Annotated in this window: 18 protein-coding genes and 1 pseudogene; 1 reads left to right on the top strand and 18 read right to left on the bottom strand. The window is 70.6% G+C overall.

Annotation, left to right across the window (positions count from 1 at the left end; translation table 11 throughout):
* Positions 1-78: 78 nt before the first annotated feature.
* The 3 genes from ACIQR3_RS30010 to ACIQR3_RS30000 form a co-directional block, all read right to left on the bottom strand.
* On the bottom strand, positions 79-1,197 hold the full coding sequence (locus ACIQR3_RS30010) for an NADH:flavin oxidoreductase (RefSeq protein WP_403543780.1): 1,119 nt from the start codon (positions 1,195-1,197) through the stop codon (positions 79-81).
* Positions 1,198-1,343: 146 nt separating this feature from the next.
* Positions 1,344-2,921 (bottom strand): MDR family MFS transporter, encoded by a 1,578-nt coding sequence (locus tag ACIQR3_RS30005; protein WP_403543779.1) that lies wholly within the window; start codon positions 2,919-2,921, stop codon positions 1,344-1,346.
* 30 nt (positions 2,922-2,951) lie between these two features.
* A complete protein-coding gene (locus ACIQR3_RS30000; protein ID WP_403543778.1) occupies positions 2,952-3,551 on the bottom strand; it encodes an NADPH-dependent FMN reductase in 600 nt (199 codons plus the stop codon).
* Between the two features lie 119 nt (positions 3,552-3,670).
* On the opposite strand from ACIQR3_RS30000, the gene ACIQR3_RS29995 reads away from it, so the two are divergent.
* Positions 3,671-4,408, top strand: a complete 738-nt coding sequence (locus tag ACIQR3_RS29995) for a TetR/AcrR family transcriptional regulator (RefSeq protein ID WP_403543777.1) — start codon at positions 3,671-3,673, stop codon at positions 4,406-4,408.
* Between the two features lie 1,247 nt (positions 4,409-5,655).
* On the opposite strand, the gene ACIQR3_RS29990 is transcribed toward ACIQR3_RS29995, so the two are convergent.
* The 15 genes and pseudogenes from ACIQR3_RS29990 to ACIQR3_RS29920 form a co-directional block, all read right to left on the bottom strand.
* Positions 5,656-6,525, bottom strand: a complete 870-nt coding sequence (locus ACIQR3_RS29990; protein WP_403543776.1) for a DUF317 domain-containing protein — start codon at positions 6,523-6,525, stop codon at positions 5,656-5,658.
* A gap of 29 nt (positions 6,526-6,554) precedes the next feature.
* Positions 6,555-7,184 carry an HAD family hydrolase gene (locus ACIQR3_RS29985; protein WP_403543775.1) on the bottom strand — a complete coding sequence of 210 codons (630 nt, stop codon included), beginning with the start codon at positions 7,182-7,184 and terminating at the stop codon, positions 6,555-6,557.
* Complete coding sequence (locus ACIQR3_RS29980; protein ID WP_403543774.1) at positions 7,181-8,338, bottom strand: MFS transporter; 1,158 nt, start codon at positions 8,336-8,338, stop codon at positions 7,181-7,183. The genes ACIQR3_RS29985 and ACIQR3_RS29980 overlap by 4 nt, the downstream gene beginning before the upstream one ends.
* Complete coding sequence (locus ACIQR3_RS29975) at positions 8,335-9,576, bottom strand: ATP-grasp domain-containing protein (RefSeq protein WP_403543773.1); 1,242 nt, start codon at positions 9,574-9,576, stop codon at positions 8,335-8,337. The genes ACIQR3_RS29980 and ACIQR3_RS29975 overlap by 4 nt, the downstream gene beginning before the upstream one ends.
* Positions 9,577-9,626: 50 nt before the next feature.
* The gene (locus tag ACIQR3_RS29970) at positions 9,627-9,947 is read right to left on the bottom strand and encodes a hypothetical protein (protein WP_403543772.1); all 321 of its coding nucleotides are present in this window, start codon (positions 9,945-9,947) and stop codon (positions 9,627-9,629) included.
* Positions 9,935-11,092: an MFS transporter gene (locus ACIQR3_RS29965; protein ID WP_403543876.1), complete on the bottom strand. Its 1,158-nt coding sequence runs from the start codon at positions 11,090-11,092 to the stop codon at positions 9,935-9,937. Before ACIQR3_RS29965 ends, ACIQR3_RS29970 begins: the two co-directional genes overlap by 13 nt.
* Positions 11,093-11,175: 83 nt before the next feature.
* A complete protein-coding gene (locus ACIQR3_RS29960; RefSeq protein ID WP_403543771.1) occupies positions 11,176-11,655 on the bottom strand; it encodes a regulator in 480 nt (159 codons plus the stop codon).
* On the bottom strand, positions 11,652-12,497 hold the full coding sequence (locus tag ACIQR3_RS29955; protein ID WP_403543770.1) for a winged helix-turn-helix transcriptional regulator: 846 nt from the start codon (positions 12,495-12,497) through the stop codon (positions 11,652-11,654). Before ACIQR3_RS29955 ends, ACIQR3_RS29960 begins: the two co-directional genes overlap by 4 nt.
* A 45-nt stretch (positions 12,498-12,542) precedes the next feature.
* Complete coding sequence (locus tag ACIQR3_RS29950; RefSeq protein ID WP_403543769.1) at positions 12,543-12,956, bottom strand: hypothetical protein; 414 nt, start codon at positions 12,954-12,956, stop codon at positions 12,543-12,545.
* Positions 12,957-12,978: 22 nt separating this feature from the next.
* The gene (locus ACIQR3_RS29945) at positions 12,979-13,422 is read right to left on the bottom strand and encodes a hypothetical protein (protein ID WP_403543768.1); all 444 of its coding nucleotides are present in this window, start codon (positions 13,420-13,422) and stop codon (positions 12,979-12,981) included.
* Positions 13,422-13,889 (bottom strand): hypothetical protein, encoded by a 468-nt coding sequence (locus tag ACIQR3_RS29940; protein WP_403543767.1) that lies wholly within the window; start codon positions 13,887-13,889, stop codon positions 13,422-13,424. Before ACIQR3_RS29940 ends, ACIQR3_RS29945 begins: the two co-directional genes overlap by 1 nt.
* A 98-nt stretch (positions 13,890-13,987) precedes the next feature.
* Positions 13,988-14,308, bottom strand: a complete 321-nt coding sequence (locus ACIQR3_RS29935; protein ID WP_403543766.1) for an SH3 domain-containing protein — start codon at positions 14,306-14,308, stop codon at positions 13,988-13,990.
* A 185-nt stretch (positions 14,309-14,493) separates the two neighbouring features.
* Entirely contained in the window at positions 14,494-15,246 is a 753-nt protein-coding gene (locus ACIQR3_RS29930) for a hypothetical protein (protein ID WP_403543765.1), read from the bottom strand.
* Between the two features lie 15 nt (positions 15,247-15,261).
* Positions 15,262-15,963 carry a hypothetical protein gene (locus ACIQR3_RS29925; protein ID WP_403543764.1) on the bottom strand — a complete coding sequence of 234 codons (702 nt, stop codon included), beginning with the start codon at positions 15,961-15,963 and terminating at the stop codon, positions 15,262-15,264.
* Positions 15,964-15,975: 12 nt separating this feature from the next.
* Positions 15,976-16,248: pseudogene (locus ACIQR3_RS29920) on the bottom strand (hypothetical protein); the annotation flags it as partial.
* Between the last annotated feature and the right edge of the window lie 97 nt (positions 16,249-16,345).

Raw genomic sequence — 16,345 nt, 5'->3', positions numbered from 1 at the left:
CTGCCGCGGGATGGAGGGAACCGCGGCCGCCCGCGGTCGAGCGGGCGTACGACCGCTGGGGCCACCGGGTCGTACGGCTCAGCTGAGGCTGCCGACAAGACCCACGTGGAAGGGCCTGAGCTCGTCGTGGCGCCCGGAGAGGACCTTCGCCAGCCACTCGGGGTCGCCCAGGAGGGCACGGCCCACCGCCACCAGGTCGAACTCGTCGCGCTCCATGCGGTCGAGCAGCTCCTCGATGTCCGTGGTGTGGGCCTGCTCGCCCTGGAACACCTGGAGGAACTCGTTGCTCAGACCCACCGAGCCGACGCTGATGGAGGGCTTGCCGGAGACCTTCTTCGCCCAGCCGGCGAGGTTGAGGTCGGAGCCCTCGAACTCGGGGAGGTGGAAGCGGCGGGTGGAGCAGTGGAAGAGGTCGGCGCCGGCCTCCACCAGCAGGCCGAGGAAGGTCTCCAGTTCCTGCGGGGTCTCGGCGATCCGGGCCTGGTAGTGGCTCGTCTTCCACTGGGAGAACCGGAAGGAGATCGGGAACTCGTCGGACACGGCTGCCCGGCAGGCGGCCACGATCTCGGCGGCGAAGCGGGTGCGGCCGGCGACGTCACCACCGTAGCCGTCGGTACGCCGGTTGGTGCGGGACCACAGGAACTGGTCGATGAGGTAGCCGTGTCCGCCGTGGATCTCGACGCCGTCGAAGCCCAGGGCCTCGGCCGCGGCTGCGGCGGAGGCATAGGCGGCGACCACGTTGTCGATGTCGGCCTGGGTCATCGCGTGGCCCGACTGCGTGCCGTCCAGGGCCAGGCCGGAGGGGCCGATCCGCGGGGCGTCCGGCACGGGCGGGTTGCCGACGGTGCGGTCCATGCCGACGTGCCACAGCTGCGGCATGATCCTGCCGCCCTCCTGATGGACCGCGTCCGCCACCGCGGACCAGCCGGCCAGCGCGTCGTCGCCGTAGAAGTGCGGCACGCGGGCGCTGTTGCCCGCCGAGTCGTGGCCGACGTACGTGCCCTCGGTGATGATCAGGCCGACGCCGCCCGCCGCCCGACGGGCGTAGTAGCGCGCCACGTCCTCGCCCGGAACGCCACCGGGGGAGAACTCGCGCGTCATCGGCGCCATCACGACGCGGTTGGGCAGGTTGAGGCCGCCCAGGGAGAAGGGACGGAGCAGGATGTCCTTGGCACGCTCGACCGGATTCGTGGGCATCAGTGTCTGCCTTCGGTAGGGAGCCGACCGCACGGTGACGGGGGATTGGATTCGCCGTGCGGCCGGAAACTCGGATGGGTTGGTGCAGCATGGGTGCGGGCGGACCGGCCCGGTGCCGGGGCACTCGGACGTGGCCCGGCCCGCGCTCAGTCCGCGGGGGGAGTGCGGACGGAGTCCGTCTCCGGGGTGCTTTCCGTGACGGTCTCCGCCGTTGCCGGGTCGGGGGCCGGTGCCGCACGGATGAACCACGCGGTGGCGAGCGTGATCACGGACAGCACGGCGGCGCCGACCACGACACCGTGCAGTCCGCTGCTGACGGCGTCCTCGACTGAGTGGCGCACGCCGGTGGACATGTCCTTCAGCAGCGCGGGGGTCAGCTCGCCGCCGGCGGTCAGCCGCTCCTCGGCGGCTGGGCCGAGCCGGCCGCTCAGGACGTCGGCCATGCGGCTGCTGTGCACGGCTCCGAGGACGGCGACACCGAGGGAACCGCCGATCGTACGCACCAGGGTGACGGTGCCGGTCGCGGCGCCCATGTCGCGCGGGGCGGCGTTGTTCATGGTGGTGAGCAGGGTGCTCTGCATGAGGGTCCCGACACCGACTCCGACGACGAGGGTCAGTGCCGAGGCCGCGGCGAGCGGGGTGTCCGTGCCCAGCAGGAGCAGCAGCAGCGCGCCGACGACGGTGACGGTGCCGCCGGTGAGCGGCACGACACGATCCAGGCCTCCGCGGTCCATCAGCCGGCCGGTGGTCAGCTGAGCCGTCAGCATGCCGAGCATCAGCGGCAGGATCAGCATGCCACTGACCGTGGGTGAGACACCGTGGACGAACTGCATGTACTGCGGCAGGTAGTTGATGACGGACACCAGGATCGCGCCGACCAGGAAACTGAGGACCTGGGCGAGGGTGAACTCCCGGCTGGAGAACAGTCGCGGCGGCGTGATGGGTTCGGCGGCGCGCTGTTCCACGCGGACGAACCAGGCGAGGCTCAGCACGACTGCCACCGCGAGCGCCGCGATCTGCCAGGACGTCCACGCGTAGGTGGTACCGGCCCAGCCGGCAAGGAGGGTGAGGGCCAGGATGCCGGTGGTCAGCAGGCTCGCGCCGAGGTAGTCGACCCGTCCCTTGACGCGGTGTGCGGGCAGTCTTACGCCCTTGGCGACGGCCAGCAGGGCGACGATGCCGATGGGGACGTTGACGTAGAACGTCCAACGCCAGTCCATGTAGTCGGTGATGAATCCGCCGAGCAGGGGTCCGCCGACGAACGACACCGGCAGCATGACGCCCACCATCGACTGGATACGTCCCCGCTCTTGCGGGGGCACCAGCACGCCGATGACCGCGAGAGCCCCGACCATCAGGCCACCCGCGCCGAGGCCCTGGACGGCCCGGAAGGCGATGAGCTGTCCCATGTTCTGCGCCAGGCCGCACAGCATCGTCCCGATCAGAAACAGCACTACGGAGTTGGTGTAAGCACCCTTGCGGCCGTAGAGGTCGCCGAGCTTGCCCCACAGCGGGGTGGCGGCGGCCATGGTGAGCAGGTAGGCCGTCACCGACCAGGAGAAGTGGTCCAGGCCGCCGAGGTCGCCCACGATCGTGGGCAGCGCGGTGCTGACGATCTGTCCGTCGAGCGTCGCCAGGAAGATGCCGAGCATCAGCCCGAAGACGCCGAGCCGGGGCAGGACGGGACGGTCTGGCGCGGGAGTGGGTGTCGGGCTGTCGTTCATCGCTGCCCCCAGGTCGCGAGTGGCGGGACGTCAGGCGGCGTACGGGCGGACACGCCTGGCGTCACGCAGCGCGTGCGCCCACCAGGTGAGCTGGTCGAGCATGGCCTTGGCGACGGCGTCGCAGCCGGGGTCGGCCGGCTTGCCGTCGGCGCCGAAGATCTCGCCGTAGTTGTGGAAGCTGACGGTGTTGCGGATGGTGACCGCGTGAAGTTCCGCGAGGACCACGCGGAGCTGCTCGACGGCGCGCAGGCCTCCGGCGAGGCCGCCGTAGGAGACGAAGCCGACCGGCTTGGCGTGCCACTGCTCGTTGTGCCAGTCGATGGCGTTCTTCAGCGATGCCGGGAAGCTGTGGTTGTACTCCGGGGTGACGATCACGAAGGCGTCGGCCTCGGCGAGTCGCGGCGTCACCGCGCCGAGCTGGGCCATGACCTCGTCCGAGGGGGTCTGGCCGTAGGCGGGGAGGACGGTCGGCAGCGGCGTCTCGACGAGGTCGAGCAGGTCGGCCGTCATGTCCTCGCGCTGGGAGATGTGTTCGCTGATCCAGTCGGCGACGACCGGACCGAACCGCCCGTCTCGTGTACTGCCGATGATCACCGCGGTCCGCAGCGGGCCGCCGGTCACGTCAGCCATGGAAAGCACCTCCGGGGTGTGTACGCCGTATCTTTCACGTACAACGTACACACCGACGTGTACGTTGTCTACTGCTGATACGCTGTACGCAGCACCGTCCGGCGGAAGGAACCCAGGCGATGGCCTCCCAGCAGAGACAGGCACAGACCGAGGAACGGGACCACGTCTCCGTGTGGGAACGCCTCGAACGCCCGGCACCGGCCCCTCGCACCACGCTCACCCCGCAGCGGATCGCCAAGGCCGCGGTGGGCATCGCCGACACCGAAGGACTGGACGCCGTCACCATGCGGCGCCTGGCCACCGAGCTCGGCGTGGCCCCCATGGCCGCATACCGCTACGTCACCGGCAAGGACGAGCTCATCGAACTGATGATCGACTTCGCCTACGGCGAACTTGACCTGCCAGACGGAACGGAGGGCTGGCGCACGACCATGCGCACGCTGGCCCTGCGGATCCGGGAAGTCCTGCTGCGGCACTCCTGGGTGACCCGGACGACCTGGTGCGCGCCGACCCCGAACCAACTGGCCGTGCCGGAGGCCGCGCTGGCCGCGCTCGACGGCCGCGGGCTCGACGCGGACACGGCGATGGCGGTCTACAGCACCGTCACCGCGTACGTGCACGGCGCCGTCGACTCGGAGGTCGGTCTGACGCAGCTGCTGCGCGTGCGCGGCTGGGCCAACCGTGAGGAGGCCCGCTCGGGACTCGCTCCGCAGATGGCCTGGCTCATGGGCACCGGCCGCTTCCCGATGTACGCACGCTACATCGGCGAGGCCGACCGCAAGGACGACCTGCTGTGGCAGTTCGAGACCGGGTTGGACTGCGTCCTCGACGGCATCGCGGCCCGTCTGTCGGTCTGACCACGCCGATGTTTCCCAGGGAGCCTCCGCCAACTTGAAGAAGCAGGTCAAAGGGATGGTGTGACGGACTTCCGGGGTGCTTGTGCTGGTTATGGGGAGCAGTCTGCGGAAGAGATCATCTGCCAGTGGGCATGGCCTGGCAGCCACCGCAAGGAGCGATCCCGGACGAGGACGAGCAGGTCCGTTACCTAAACTCCTCAATCATCTTCGACGAAGAAGATCAACCACGACAAGCCCCGCGACCGCGACATCGCCTCCTACGGCGTCGTGGGCATGCACGAGACCCGATGGGAACCGAAGAAGGTCTTCCATGCCATGAGCACCAGACACCAATGGCCAAACGGCCGCCCCAACTGACGTGACTCTCCGCCGTGACGCCGTTGGTGACAAGCAGCCTGCCTATGTGACAACTACCGTGCTTCGGCTCAAATCGGCCGGTGTGCCACCTCCGTCAACCCTTCGGCCAAAATTGAACAATATAGCGCTCAATTCCTTCAGGAACACCTTGAGTTGCCAGCTCTGCTACCTCTTGACGTCCGGCGCAAACGGCCCTCACCTTCCATTCACTCACCCCCTCAGATAGCTTTACCAAAGTCCGGCCAGGGCCTCCTGTGACGCTCCACACCCTCAGCATCCCCGACGTGCACTTCACACGAGACTCCGCTCCTTCATCCCACTCTCCGAAGGGCGCCTGCGGCCGTGCGTCCCAGACTTCGACTACAAGGTTGGCGGTATGCGTATGGCCAGCGCTTCCAAAGTCCAGACGCCCTGGATGCCCCGTCAGAAAGTTGCTTGAATCGAAGCCGCCAGGGAACCTCTCCGGGACTTGCATATCATCCCAATCCTGTAGACACCAACCGTTGAAATCTACACGCACAGATAGAGACTGCCGCCCTATCAAGATGGACACAGAGTTCTCCTCGGAAGCGTTGATTTTTTATCGGCACATTGCTGTGGACAAGAAGCGCAGTCTCGGCAGCACGATATCCATTATAATCCATCCCTGCCATTCGCGAGGCATCACTGGGGACTCTCTTTCTCCGCGTGGTACGGAAAACGGACTCCGGGGTGCATTGATGGTGGCGCTGAAGTTGATTCTCAGCCGCAGCGGTCGGCCCTGGACGGGAGCAGCGAAGTAGGTGTTGCCCACCACGGCATGGTCGTGGAAGGAAAGGCACAGCGCAGCTCGGCGATGAACTCGGGAGCCTGCAGGGACAGGGGGAACTCCGGTCGTGGATGGGCTGGTGTCAGCGGCGGGGACCAGGTCCGGGCAGAGCCGGTCGGCTGGTGGTGCTCCAGCGCGGGACGCTGGTCGCTGGGAGTGCGGCCGGGCGGCGCGCGGAGGATCGCTGGATGTCGAGCGGTGTGGGAGCCGCCGGCGTCGGCGGGAGGATCGGGGTGAGCTGGGCGTGGCTCTTGATGTAGCTGTAGGTGTCCTCTCGCCAGCGGGGCAGCGGCGCCGGGTCGGCCACGCATTGGGTGACGGCGCGCAGGAGGGCGGCGGGGGTGTCGGTGCTGGCGGTGGCGTACCAGAAGGGCCGGTCGACATCGGTACCGGCCCACAGGTGCCAGCGGGCGGTGCGCGAGTCCAGCTCGGTCGCCGGTTCGAGGTCGCCGACGGTGTACTCCAGGGTGGCGAGCCCGTCGGGTGACGTGATGGTGAAGGCGTCCAGTCGGGGACGGTCGAACCGCCAGCCCTGGTCAATGAGGGGGTCGACGGCCAGGAACGGGTCGCGGTCGGCGCTTCCGGGAAGCGGACGGGCGAGGTAGTGGTCGGGGCCGTGCTGGTAGGCCGTGGCGAGTGCGGTCGTGAAGGCGGTGACGAACTCCGTCGGCGCGCTGTCGTTGAAGCAGACACCCCAGGCCGGCGGGCCGAAAGCGTCCTTGTAGGCGTTGATGCGCCACAGGCCGTCGTCTTCCCCTTCGGGGAGGTAGCCAAGGCGGATCTTGCCGTCGGGGGCCGTGAGGTAGGCGTTGCCGAGATCGTCGTTGTGCAGGTCCCAGCCGAGGTTGCGGAGGGGCTCGAAGCCGGGATCACCCACCGCTGTGCTACCGGTCAGATAGCGCGGGGAGACGTACACGTCTCCGTCGATGGTGTCGTGATTGTCGTGAGGCACAGGTTCCTGAGAGGGCGAGACGGGGCGGGTCAGACGGCGAGGTGCAAGGCGGCGGCGAGGTCGGCAGGGCGGGCGGTGTAGTGCAGGGTGCGCAGGCCCAGGCGGCGGGCGGTGTGGCAGTTGTCGGCCCGGTCGTCCACGAACAGGACGCGCTGGGGATCGGCTGCGCCGCTGGTGTCCATCGCGTGCTGGTAGGCGGCCGGATCGGGCTTGCACACCTGCAGCCTGGCCGAGTACAGGGCTTGGGTCATCAGCGGGCGCCAGTCCTGGCGGTCGAGGACATCGCCGAGGTGGCCGGGGGCATTCGACAGCAGCACGAGGGGCAGCCCGGCCCGGTGGGCGCGGTGCAGGATTTCCACGACGCGGTGGTCGGCGGCGGTCCACATGTCGGTGTCGGCGTCGCGGAGTTCACGCAGCCGGCGGGCGCCAGGGTGGTGGCCGAGGACCTGCGCCCAGTAAGCAAGGTCGCTGAGCCGGCCGGCGTCGTATGCGGTGCGGGCGTTCCAGAAGGCGTGCTGGAAGGCAGGGAGGTCGTCTTCGGGCCAGAGGGCGGTGCGGGCCAGGCGGTGCCACTGGCTGGTGGTGGGCTGCAGGCCGATGACGCCGTTGTAGTCGAGGATGACGGCGTCCAGGCCCTGGTTAGCAGTGGCGGGGGTCAAGGGGTAGTGGTCTCCAGGGCGCGGTGGGCGAGGGCAGCGACAACTGCGGCGAGCAGGGCGAGCAGGAGCAGGGCCGTGGTCAGAGTGGTGGCGCTGGCGAGAGCGCCGATGAGGGCCGGGCCGGCGAGGAGGCCGAGGTAGCCGGTGGCGGTGACCGTGGCCACGGCCTGGGCGCCGCCGGCTCCGGCGGCGGTGATGAGCGAGGGGACGGTGGTGGACAGGCCGAGCCCGAATACCGTCCAGCCGGCTAGCGCGAGTGCGGGGTTCGCGCTGGCGATGCCGGTGGCCAGTCCTGATGCGGCGATGACCGCGCCGGTCCGGACGACCGTGGGGCCGCCGAAGGCTGCGGTGAGCCGGTCTCCGGTCAGCCGTCCTGCGGCCATGGCCGCGCTGTACAGGGCGAACGCGGCGGCGCTCGCGGTCGTCGTGGCGCCCAGGGTGTGCAGGTGCACGGCGGACCAGTCGGCGGCGGCCCCCTCCCCCAGCAGGCTCGACGCGGCCAGCGCCGCCAGGAGCCAGAGCCGTCCCGGCGACGGGCGCGACGGCTCCACATGAAGATCGGTGCTGGCGTGCGCTGCCGGGCGGTCGGCGCCGGTCACAGAGCGGGTGTCCGGGGCCGCGGCGGCTGCGACTGCGGCCAGCAGCAGGCCCGTCGCGGTGAACAGTGCGCTGTGCGGGGCGTGGGCGGTGGCTGCGGCGAGGGCGGCTCCGGCGAGAGCGCCGAGGGAGTAGGCGGCGTGAAGGCCGGACATGATGGGCCGGCCGATGCCGTGCTGGCAGCGGATGGCCGTGGTGTTGGCTGCGACGTCGAGGACTCCGTGCGCGACGCCGAAGGCGAGGGCCGCCGCCAGCAGCTCGGTCAGGTTCTTGCTGCGGCCCAGGAGGATCAGGCATCCGGCCAGGGCGAGGGATCCGGTGGTGAGCAGCGCGGGCAGCCGCGCCAGCCGGGCCAGGCGGCCTCCTATGTGGAGTCCGGCGACCATGCCGAGGGCGGCGGCCAGCAGGACCAGGGCCAGCATTCCGGTGCTGAGGTGGGCGGCGTGCTGGACCTCGGGCATGCGGGCGCCCCACACCGCCATGACGGTGCCGAGACCGAGGAAGTAGCCGGTCAGCAGCCTTCGGCTGCGTCGGTCAGCCGCGGACGCTGTGCTCACGCCGCGTTGCCCGTCGCCGTGTTCCGGTCGAGGACGGCGGTGACGGCGTCGGCGGCTCGGCCGGCGCGGGTGAGCGCCTGCCGGCCGGTGCCGGCGGTGGTGATCAGGTAGCCGATCCGGGCGGTGAACAGGCTTCCTCCGTCGGCAGGGAGGAGGAGGTGGTCGCCGGGGCGGCACTGGAAGTGCAGCCGGTCCAGCCAGCCGGGGCGGGGCTGGTCGTAGGAGAGGTGGGTAAGGGTGCCCGACGTGGTGGGGTAGAGCAGCCGGATGGCGGCGGCCGAGGAGCGGCTGGGGGTGAGGTCGGGGGCACGGTCGCAGGCGATGTCTGCGGCGGCGCGGGCCAGGTCGATGCCGGTGGCGAGGCGGACGAGGTGGCCGATCATGTCGCCGGCGAGGCGGCCGTTGACCTCGATGAGGCGAGGCCGGCCGTCGACCAGGCGCATCTCGACGTGGCTGACCCCGTCGGTGATCCCCAGTGCGCGGATCGCTGCCCGGGCGGCCGGAGCAACGGTGTCCAGGAGCGGGTCGTCGGCGTCCACGCTGTGGGCGAGCTGCTCGAAGTGCGGGGGCGGGCTGAGGGTCTTGCGGTTGACCGCGACCACGGTGGTGGCGCCGTGGTAGGTGACGCACTCCACGGAGATTTCCGGTCCGTCGAGGTACTCCTCGACCAGCACGCGGGTGTTTTCCGTGCCCTGTCCGGCGGTCCGCTCAGCCGCCCGGTAGGCGGCCGTGAGCTGGGCGGGCGTGTCCACCCGCTGTACGCCGATGGCGCCCGCGTGGGAGGAGGGCTTCAGGACCACCGGGTAGCCGATCCGTTCGGCGGCGGCTGCGGCTTCCTGGCAGGTGCGGACGCTCACCGATGCGGCCGAGGGCACGCCGTGGCGGGCGAACAGGGTGTGGGCGGTGGCCTTGTCACGGCAGGCCCGCACCGCTTCCGGGGCGGTGGTGGGCAGGCCGAGACTGCGGGCGAGGCGGGCGACCGGGACGACGTACCACTCGGTCCAGGTGAACACCCCGGCAAGGTCGTGGCGTTCGGCGAGCATGCGGCCGGCGGCGGCCAGCGCGGCCTGGTCGGTGGGATCGGGCACGATCACGCAGTCCCGGATGAGCGGCACCTCCCAGGAGGGCTCCTCAGTGGTGATCAGGACGACGTCGTACGCCTCGGCGACGGTCTCAAGGCAGTAGCGGCGGTAGCTCTCATCAGGTGCGGCGACGACCAGAACGACAGGACGGGACAAGAAGGAACTCCTCAGAGGCTGCGGTGGGACGGAAGGGGCCAAGGCGGTGCTCAGGGACTGTGCCGACGGCGGGTTTCGATCACGGGGACCCACTCGGGGTGCTGGGCGAGCAGCCGTCTGGCATACAGGGCGGTGTAGTTGTTGTTGAGTCCCTTGACGCCATGCGGGTGGCGCCAGCGCAGCGCCTCGAACAGCGCCTTCATCCCGACCCTGTTGGCGCCGGCGGCCAGACGCTGGGCCACGAGCTGCTCCAGCGCCCGGTACACCCAGGGATGAGCGGAGTCGAAGGCGTGGAACTGATCGGTGATCGAACTCCCTGTCCGGGGCTGGAGGTCGAGGCCGGGCAGGCCGTCGTGCGTCAGAGCGGGCATGGGGAGGAGGGCTCCTTCCATGTCGGAAAGGTCAGACGCCGCAGCCGGGTGACGGCGACCGCGAGGCCGGCGGCCTGTACGAGGGCTGCGGCAGTGATGGCGTGCCCGAGCTGGGTGACCGGGAGGGCGGCGACAATCAGGCCGGCGGCGGGGTAGGGCAGCAGAAGCAGCAGGATGGTCACCGCGAGGGTGCTGCCGAACACGCGAGCCGGGATCAGGTGGGTGCGCACGGTGCGCAGGACGACCGTGAGTCCGCCTTCGCCAGCCATCACGACGGCGATCAGCAGCAGGTAGCCGCGGTAGGTGTCGGCATGGGCGACGGCGAGCGTTGCTCCTGCCGCTACGGTGCCGGCGGCGGCGCCGACCGGCCACAGGCCCCACCGGTCGATCACCCAGCGGGAGGCGGTGACAGCGAGCAGGGACGTGACGGCCGCTGCGGACCAGATGAGCCCGGCGTCCGTACTGGAGTGATCCAGCTCGCTGACGACGATGACCGGGACGGCGGCCTGCAGCAGGGCGACCGCACCGTTGGAGACCATCAGGCCGCCCACCAGCCAGGCCAGCGCGGGCAGCGAGCGCAGCGTCGCCCATCCCGTACCGAGCCCCTGCTGAGGGGCTGTCTCCCCGGCCGGTACCGGACTGTGGCGCGGGCCGACGGCAGCGGCGAGGAGAGAGAAGAACGCGAGCGTGCCGAGCATCGCCGCGCTGCCGCCGTGTTCGAGGAGCAGGCCGGCGACGGCGGGGCCGGCCAGGGTGGCGGTCTGGTCGATGGTGATCAGCGCCGATTGCACGCGGTGTGCCCGGTTTCCGGTCGCGCGGCTCGCCGTGGCACCGGCGGTCTCGGCGGCCACGTAGCTGAACTCGCTCAACGCACCGGTCGTCGCGGCGAGCAGCATCACCGTGACCGCCGCGGCCTGGCTCTGAGCTCCGGCCGCGGCGATGACGACGGCTGCCGCGAGCGCGACCAGGGCGCGTGCCAGGCTCGCGGCCCGGAAACACGGGGCGGTGCCGTAGCGGTCGACGAGGGTTCCGGCCACGGTGAACGCGGCGATGCGTGGCAGCCACTGCAGTACGAAGGAAAGCCCGGTCCAGGCGACGGATTTGGTGGTGGCCAGGACCAGCAGGGGAATGCCGTAGGTGGCCATCGCGGAGGCGGCGGCGTCCGCCCCGCGGGGCAGGTAGAGAGTGCCCAGCGGGCTCACCGCCGGGCGCTTCCCGGTCCGTTGTGTCACGCGGCGACGCCGTAGCTGCTCTGGTGCTCTGGCTGCTGGTGGGTCTCGACCCAATCGGCCAGCAGCCGGCGGATGTGGCCCAGGCCGGTGGTGGCGTCGTCGTCACGCAGGAGCGGCTCCGTGCTGGCCGGTTCGGCCAGCACGGAGAGCACGCTGCGGATCCGTTCGGTGAAGGTGCCGATGCGCTGCGGGTGATTGTGGTGGCGGGCCCAGCGTGCGATGGCGTCGTAGAGATCGGCGAGGCCACGGCCGGCCGGGCTGAGCCCCAGGCCGGAACCGGAGCGGTCCAGAAGACCGAGCCTGTCCGCCTGTTCCATGGCCGTCCTGATCTGCGTGGTGGACAGGTCGCTCAGGGTGCGGGCCAGGGCGCGCGGCGGTATCGCTCCGTGGTCGTCTATCTCGCTGACCAGGCGGATCAGACCCGCGGAGGACAGGGAGCGGCAGGCCGTCTGGTGGTGGGAGAGGGCGGGGTTCATCGGCGGATTCCTCCGGTCGTCAGGGCGGGCACCGGGCGGACCGGAGCGGCGTGGGAGAACAGGTCGGTGCCTTGCCAGCTCGGGCGCTGCACAGGCTGGGCCGGAGCCGGACGGGGAGCCAGAGGAGAAGTCCGGGCCTGGTGGCTGACCCAAGTCCGCGAGAACTGGGGGGCACGGTCCTGACCCCAGACCGGGTGCCGGGCGGCCTGGGTGAGCGGTTGTCCCGCCGACCAGGCGGACAGCGCGCCGAAGACCGGCCCGAGGTCCTCGCCAGCGGCGGACAGGCGGTAGGGCTGTCCGGTGCCGGAGGTGTCGACCAGGCCGTCAGCGACCAGCTGCCGCAGCGGGGGATAGATGTTGGTCCAGTCCTTGCCGGGCATGACCGTGAGGGCCAGCGCCCGGCCGCTGGTCTCCCCTCGGATTTTGAGCGTCCACAGGATCGTCGCGGCGTGCCGACGGGTGAGCAGGGTGAGGCTGTCCTCGATCTGCTCGATGGCGGGCAGCGGCTCCTGTGGCTGTTCCAAATGCCGCTCGGCCCAGGCCACGACCAGGGGCAGCACCGGCAGCAGGGCGGTGGCCCGGCTGGTGTGGGTGTAGGTGACGTGCCGGGCGTCGTGCTCGGTGCGCTTAACGAGACCGGCGTCGCGCAGCGACCGCAGCTTGGGGTGGAGCTGGCTGTTGCGCAGCCAGGACAGCTTGTCCGCCACCTCGCTGTAGCGCAGCGGCGGCCCGGAAAGGGCGAGCAGGATCCGTACGTTCCAGCGCGGAGTGATCATCGCGAGGGCCTCGGACACCCGGGTGACATCGGCATCGGTGTCAGGAGGCAGACCGGTGAGGGACAAGAAAAACTCCTGGATTCAGGGGCCGGAAGGACGGGGCCGGGCCGGTCAGCGGCCCGGGGCGGTGCTCGCGGCCGGGACAGCGGGCGCGGGCACCGGCGGCGTCACGGTGGGAGCCGGGGCCGCCTCCGGATCGGGTGTGGAGACGCGGCCCAGGCTGCGGAGCACGGCCGTCACCGTGCGGGCCTGGATGTCGCGGGTGGTGACCGCTTCGGCAAGGCGGCGGGCGCAGTCCAGGACGTGGGACACCTCGTGCGTGCCGATCTGCCGCTCGGGGTGGACGAGAAGGGTGAGACGGTCGCGGTGGAAGGTGATGCTCTGCTCGGCGAAGGCGAGGTCGTGGTGCATCGCGAGGAGCGCGGAGAGCATGCCGGGCGGCTGGTCCTGGGCAGCGGCTTCGAGGTCGGCGAGGCGGGCGCCGTACAGGTCCTCGATCTGCCGGGCAGTCTCGGTGGACGTCAACTGGGTCAATCAGGTGGTGCTTTCACGGTCGGCTGGCCCGGGCCGTCCCGGCACGCTGCGGTGCCGGGGCGGCCGGAGACAAGGTGGTGCTCAGCGTCGGCTGGACCAGACGGACGGGCCGCGCCCGCTGGGTGGGAGGCGGCATGGTGCGCAGCAGACGGTCGAGAGCGGTGCGGTAGCCGTCGCGGGCTTCGAGTGCGGCTTCCAGCCACTGGGCGTCCATACGCAGGTCGTCGGCGGACAGCTCGTTCATGTTCCGCTCGGGGGCCATGGCGTGGTGGACGCGGTCGCGGACCCGGGTGACCTGTTCCTCGGCCAGGGCGAGGAACGACCGCAGCTCCAATACGCGGATCAGAGCGGCGGAGGCGTCGGGGCCGACGGCCGTGGTGTAGAGGTCGGCGACCGGGGCGCCGAAAACCTCTCTGAGACGGCTGTCCACTGAGCTGGGTGCGGTTCGGGAACTCATCACCGCACCGGGCTCCTTGCGGACTGCGGGGCGGTCGCGGCCCGCGGTGGTGCGGTGACCGGCACCGCCGGGCCGTCCCTGCGCATTCCGCGGAGCCGGGCGAGCCGTTCAGCGGCCATGTCCTGCTTGCCGGGGGCGTCCGGGTCCAGCAGCCACCGGACGACCATGGCCCGCCCGTCGCGTGCGGTCACGGCCGCCTCCACGCGGCTGACCAGGTCCCGCGAGGGGCCTGCGGAGTCAGGGTGCTGGGTCTGCAGCACGGTGAGCAGATCGTGCTCCGCTCGGTCAAGGGCTGCCTGTGCTTCGAGGAGCATGCCGTGCCACTTGACCACATCGGTGGCCTCGGGGTTGGCGGCAGGTGCGGCGGCGACCGCGGCCCTCAACTGGTCCATGCTCATCCCGAACCGGGCCTCGGTCTGTTCGGTGAGCACCGCCACCACTTCACCACCGGACATGTCATCGGACAACGGGACTTCTCTCCTCACAGCGTCGTGCCGCCGTCGCTCGCGGAAGACGGCAGTGATTGTCGGCGCGGCAGAACGTCTGCCGGGCTCCGTGGAGCGGCTCAGGAAAGGCACATGCGGACGTCGCGGTAGACGTAAGTGCCGGAGACCCAACCCTTGACGCCGGTGGTCTTGTCGGTGATGTAGCGCCAGTTGCCGCTGGACTTGTGCACGGTGAACTTGTGGCTCTTGTACAAGACCCCAACCGCGGTGGACTTCGTGGTGGCCTTGGACCGGATGGTCACGGCCTTCGCGTGGACCCTGTACGGCAGCGGCGGGAGACTGCGGCAACTGCTGGAACTGGCCAGCGTCACCGCGCCGGCAGTCGGCGCGGCATAGGCGGCGGTCGCGGACAGCACCGGCACAGCGAGTGCTCCGAGCATCGCGGCGGATATGGCGAATCGGTTTGCGCGCACGCGGAAGAAACCTCCGAACGAGAAAAGCGGGAACTGCGGGAAAGGCGGCCGGGGCGTTATCCCTGCGGCCGGTAATAGAGTCCGGAGAATCGCCGGTTTGGCCAACCGGCGATCGTCGGCTATGTTTCGCTGCGCCGGCCGCGCTTACACGCTCAGCGAGAGCGGCCCGGCAGACGGGAAGCGGCCGATTTCTGGGCGGACGCCGGGCGGGAAGACAAGGGCTTCGGGCGCACTGAGGGAAGAGGTCCGGCGGTGCCGGTGAGGCGGTCGCGGGACCACGTCATGGCCTCGTCCACCGTGTCGCAGCCGCCCTCGCGCAGGGTGTGCGTCCACGTATCGAGGTCGACTTCCTCGACCAGGACACGGAACGGGGACGGAGCACCGTCGTCGAGAGCGCGCAGCACCGCCACGGTGACATGGTCATCGGCGTCGTCACGGGTGTAGGACCAGCCCAGCGCGTAGTGGTCGCCGTCCCCGATGAGCCGCCGCTCCAGGGACTGTGTCATCTGGTCGGCAGCGGTGGTGCCGCGGTCGGGGTCGAGGGCGATCGCTTCGGGCGGGCAGCCGCGGTAGATCAGCCACGACTGGGCCATGGAAGGCAGCGGCAGCGTCTCGTACTCGAAGCCGAAGGCGCGGTGCTGGTGGTCTCGTTGCAGGTAGAGCGCGATGTAGTGCGGGCTGCCCGGGCGTCCGTGGGTGGCGCTGCGGTCGTACAGGAGGTAGAAGCTGCGGGTGTCGTCGGCGCTGTGGTACTGGGCAAGGGCATCGAGCATGTCGCACCGCACATAGACCGCGCGGTAGAACGCCATGCTGGCCTGCTTGTCGCGGTCCAACTGGTCCACCCGGAAGTCCAGGCGAGTGTCGGGGCCTTCGCCGGCGTCCGGGGTCGTTTCGCGTGGGGCCATGCGGTCTCTTTCGGGTCAGCGCCGGGGTGCGGGGCGGGCCGGCCATGCTCCCGGCCTCGGCCCCGGTGTCGGTGCGGGATTCGGCTGGGGGCGGCGGCGTGCGGTGAGTGCGGCGCGGCCGGCGTCGGTCAGGGTGACCGGCTGTCCGGCGTGGACGGGGTGACTGGTGTCGAGGGCGACCAGCCCGGCGGCCTCCAGGCGCTGGAAGCTGGCGTAGGGGATACGGGCACCGGAGGCGGTGGTCACCGACAGCCGGCTGGTCAGGAGGTGCTCGTGGAGTCTGGCTCCGCCGGCGATGGCGAGCAGCGCCGCCTGATCAGTGGTGGACAGCGCCTCGGAGGTGTCCCCGGAAGCGGTGCGGGCAGCCGCCTCGACCGGCGCCAGGGCGACGAGCACCCGCTGCGTGAGGGTGTCGCGGGTGTCGGCGGCCCGTTCCAGTTGGTCGACGGTGCGGTCAATGCGTACGAACAGGGCCCCGTCGACAGGAAACTCGCCGCTGGACAGGCGGTGCAGGAGGGTGCGGTGGAAAGTGACGCCGCGCTCGGCCTCGGCCAGTTCACGGTGCCGGTCGACCAGTTCGGCGTGGGCCTCGTCCAGAAGGCCGGAGTCGCGGTGGGCCCATAGGGTGTCGATGTCGTGGCCGGTGACGGCCTCGATGCGGTGGTCGAGTGAGGAGACCGCGCGCCGGACCGGGCCCGGCACGGGTTCGGAAGGCATGGGACTCCAGGGTCAGCGGGTGGGGCGGTGCGGGAAGGTCTGTGCGGGGCGGGGCAGGCCGGGCACCGCGGACGGCAGCGGTGGCCGCAGGCCGGCACCACGCGTGCTCAGCTGCGGGGAACGGGAACGGGCTGCGTGCGTGCGGGCGCTGCGCGGCCGGCGGGTCAGGCCCAGGCGGCGGCCGACTTCGTCGTAGACGCCCGCCCGGGGCCGGACCGCGACGACGTGGACTTCCCGCCGGTGCGTGGCTGTCTTGGGTGCGGGGCGCAGGCCGTACACGACGCGCCTGGCTTTGTATCTCAGTGCGGGAGTCGTTCCGAGGTGACTCCGGGAGTCATCTTCTGACCGAGTTTGCGATGTCGGTTTGTTTTGACGTCACCCG

This window comes from Streptomyces sp. NPDC090994 (assembly GCF_044768905.1).
Taxonomy (GTDB): domain Bacteria; phylum Actinomycetota; class Actinomycetes; order Streptomycetales; family Streptomycetaceae; genus Streptomyces.
The sequence above is the reverse complement of the archived record's forward strand: the minus strand, read 5'-3'. Positions and strand labels throughout refer to the sequence as shown.

Excerpts from the sequence above, each read along its gene's own strand:
- ACIQR3_RS30005 (WP_403543779.1), bottom strand. The coding sequence starts at position 2,921 with ATGAACGACAGCCCGACACCCACTCCCGCGCCAGACCGTCCCGTCCTG.
- ACIQR3_RS30010 (WP_403543780.1), bottom strand. The coding sequence starts at position 1,197 with ATGCCCACGAATCCGGTCGAGCGTGCCAAGGACATCCTGCTCCGTCCC.
- ACIQR3_RS29945 (WP_403543768.1), bottom strand. The coding sequence starts at position 13,422 with ATGAGTTCCCGAACCGCACCCAGCTCAGTGGACAGCCGTCTCAGAGAG.
- ACIQR3_RS30000 (WP_403543778.1), bottom strand. The coding sequence starts at position 3,551 with ATGGCTGACGTGACCGGCGGCCCGCTGCGGACCGCGGTGATCATCGGC.
- ACIQR3_RS29995 (WP_403543777.1), top strand. The coding sequence starts at position 3,671 with ATGGCCTCCCAGCAGAGACAGGCACAGACCGAGGAACGGGACCACGTC.
- ACIQR3_RS29965 (WP_403543876.1), bottom strand. The coding sequence starts at position 11,092 with ATGGCCACCTACGGCATTCCCCTGCTGGTCCTGGCCACCACCAAATCC.
- ACIQR3_RS29930 (WP_403543765.1), bottom strand. The coding sequence starts at position 15,246 with ATGGCCCCACGCGAAACGACCCCGGACGCCGGCGAAGGCCCCGACACT.
- ACIQR3_RS29960 (WP_403543771.1), bottom strand. The coding sequence starts at position 11,655 with ATGAACCCCGCCCTCTCCCACCACCAGACGGCCTGCCGCTCCCTGTCC.
- ACIQR3_RS29935 (WP_403543766.1), bottom strand. The coding sequence starts at position 14,308 with ATGCTCGGAGCACTCGCTGTGCCGGTGCTGTCCGCGACCGCCGCCTAT.
- ACIQR3_RS29970 (WP_403543772.1), bottom strand. The coding sequence starts at position 9,947 with ATGCCCGCTCTGACGCACGACGGCCTGCCCGGCCTCGACCTCCAGCCC.
- ACIQR3_RS29925 (WP_403543764.1), bottom strand. The coding sequence starts at position 15,963 with ATGCCTTCCGAACCCGTGCCGGGCCCGGTCCGGCGCGCGGTCTCCTCA.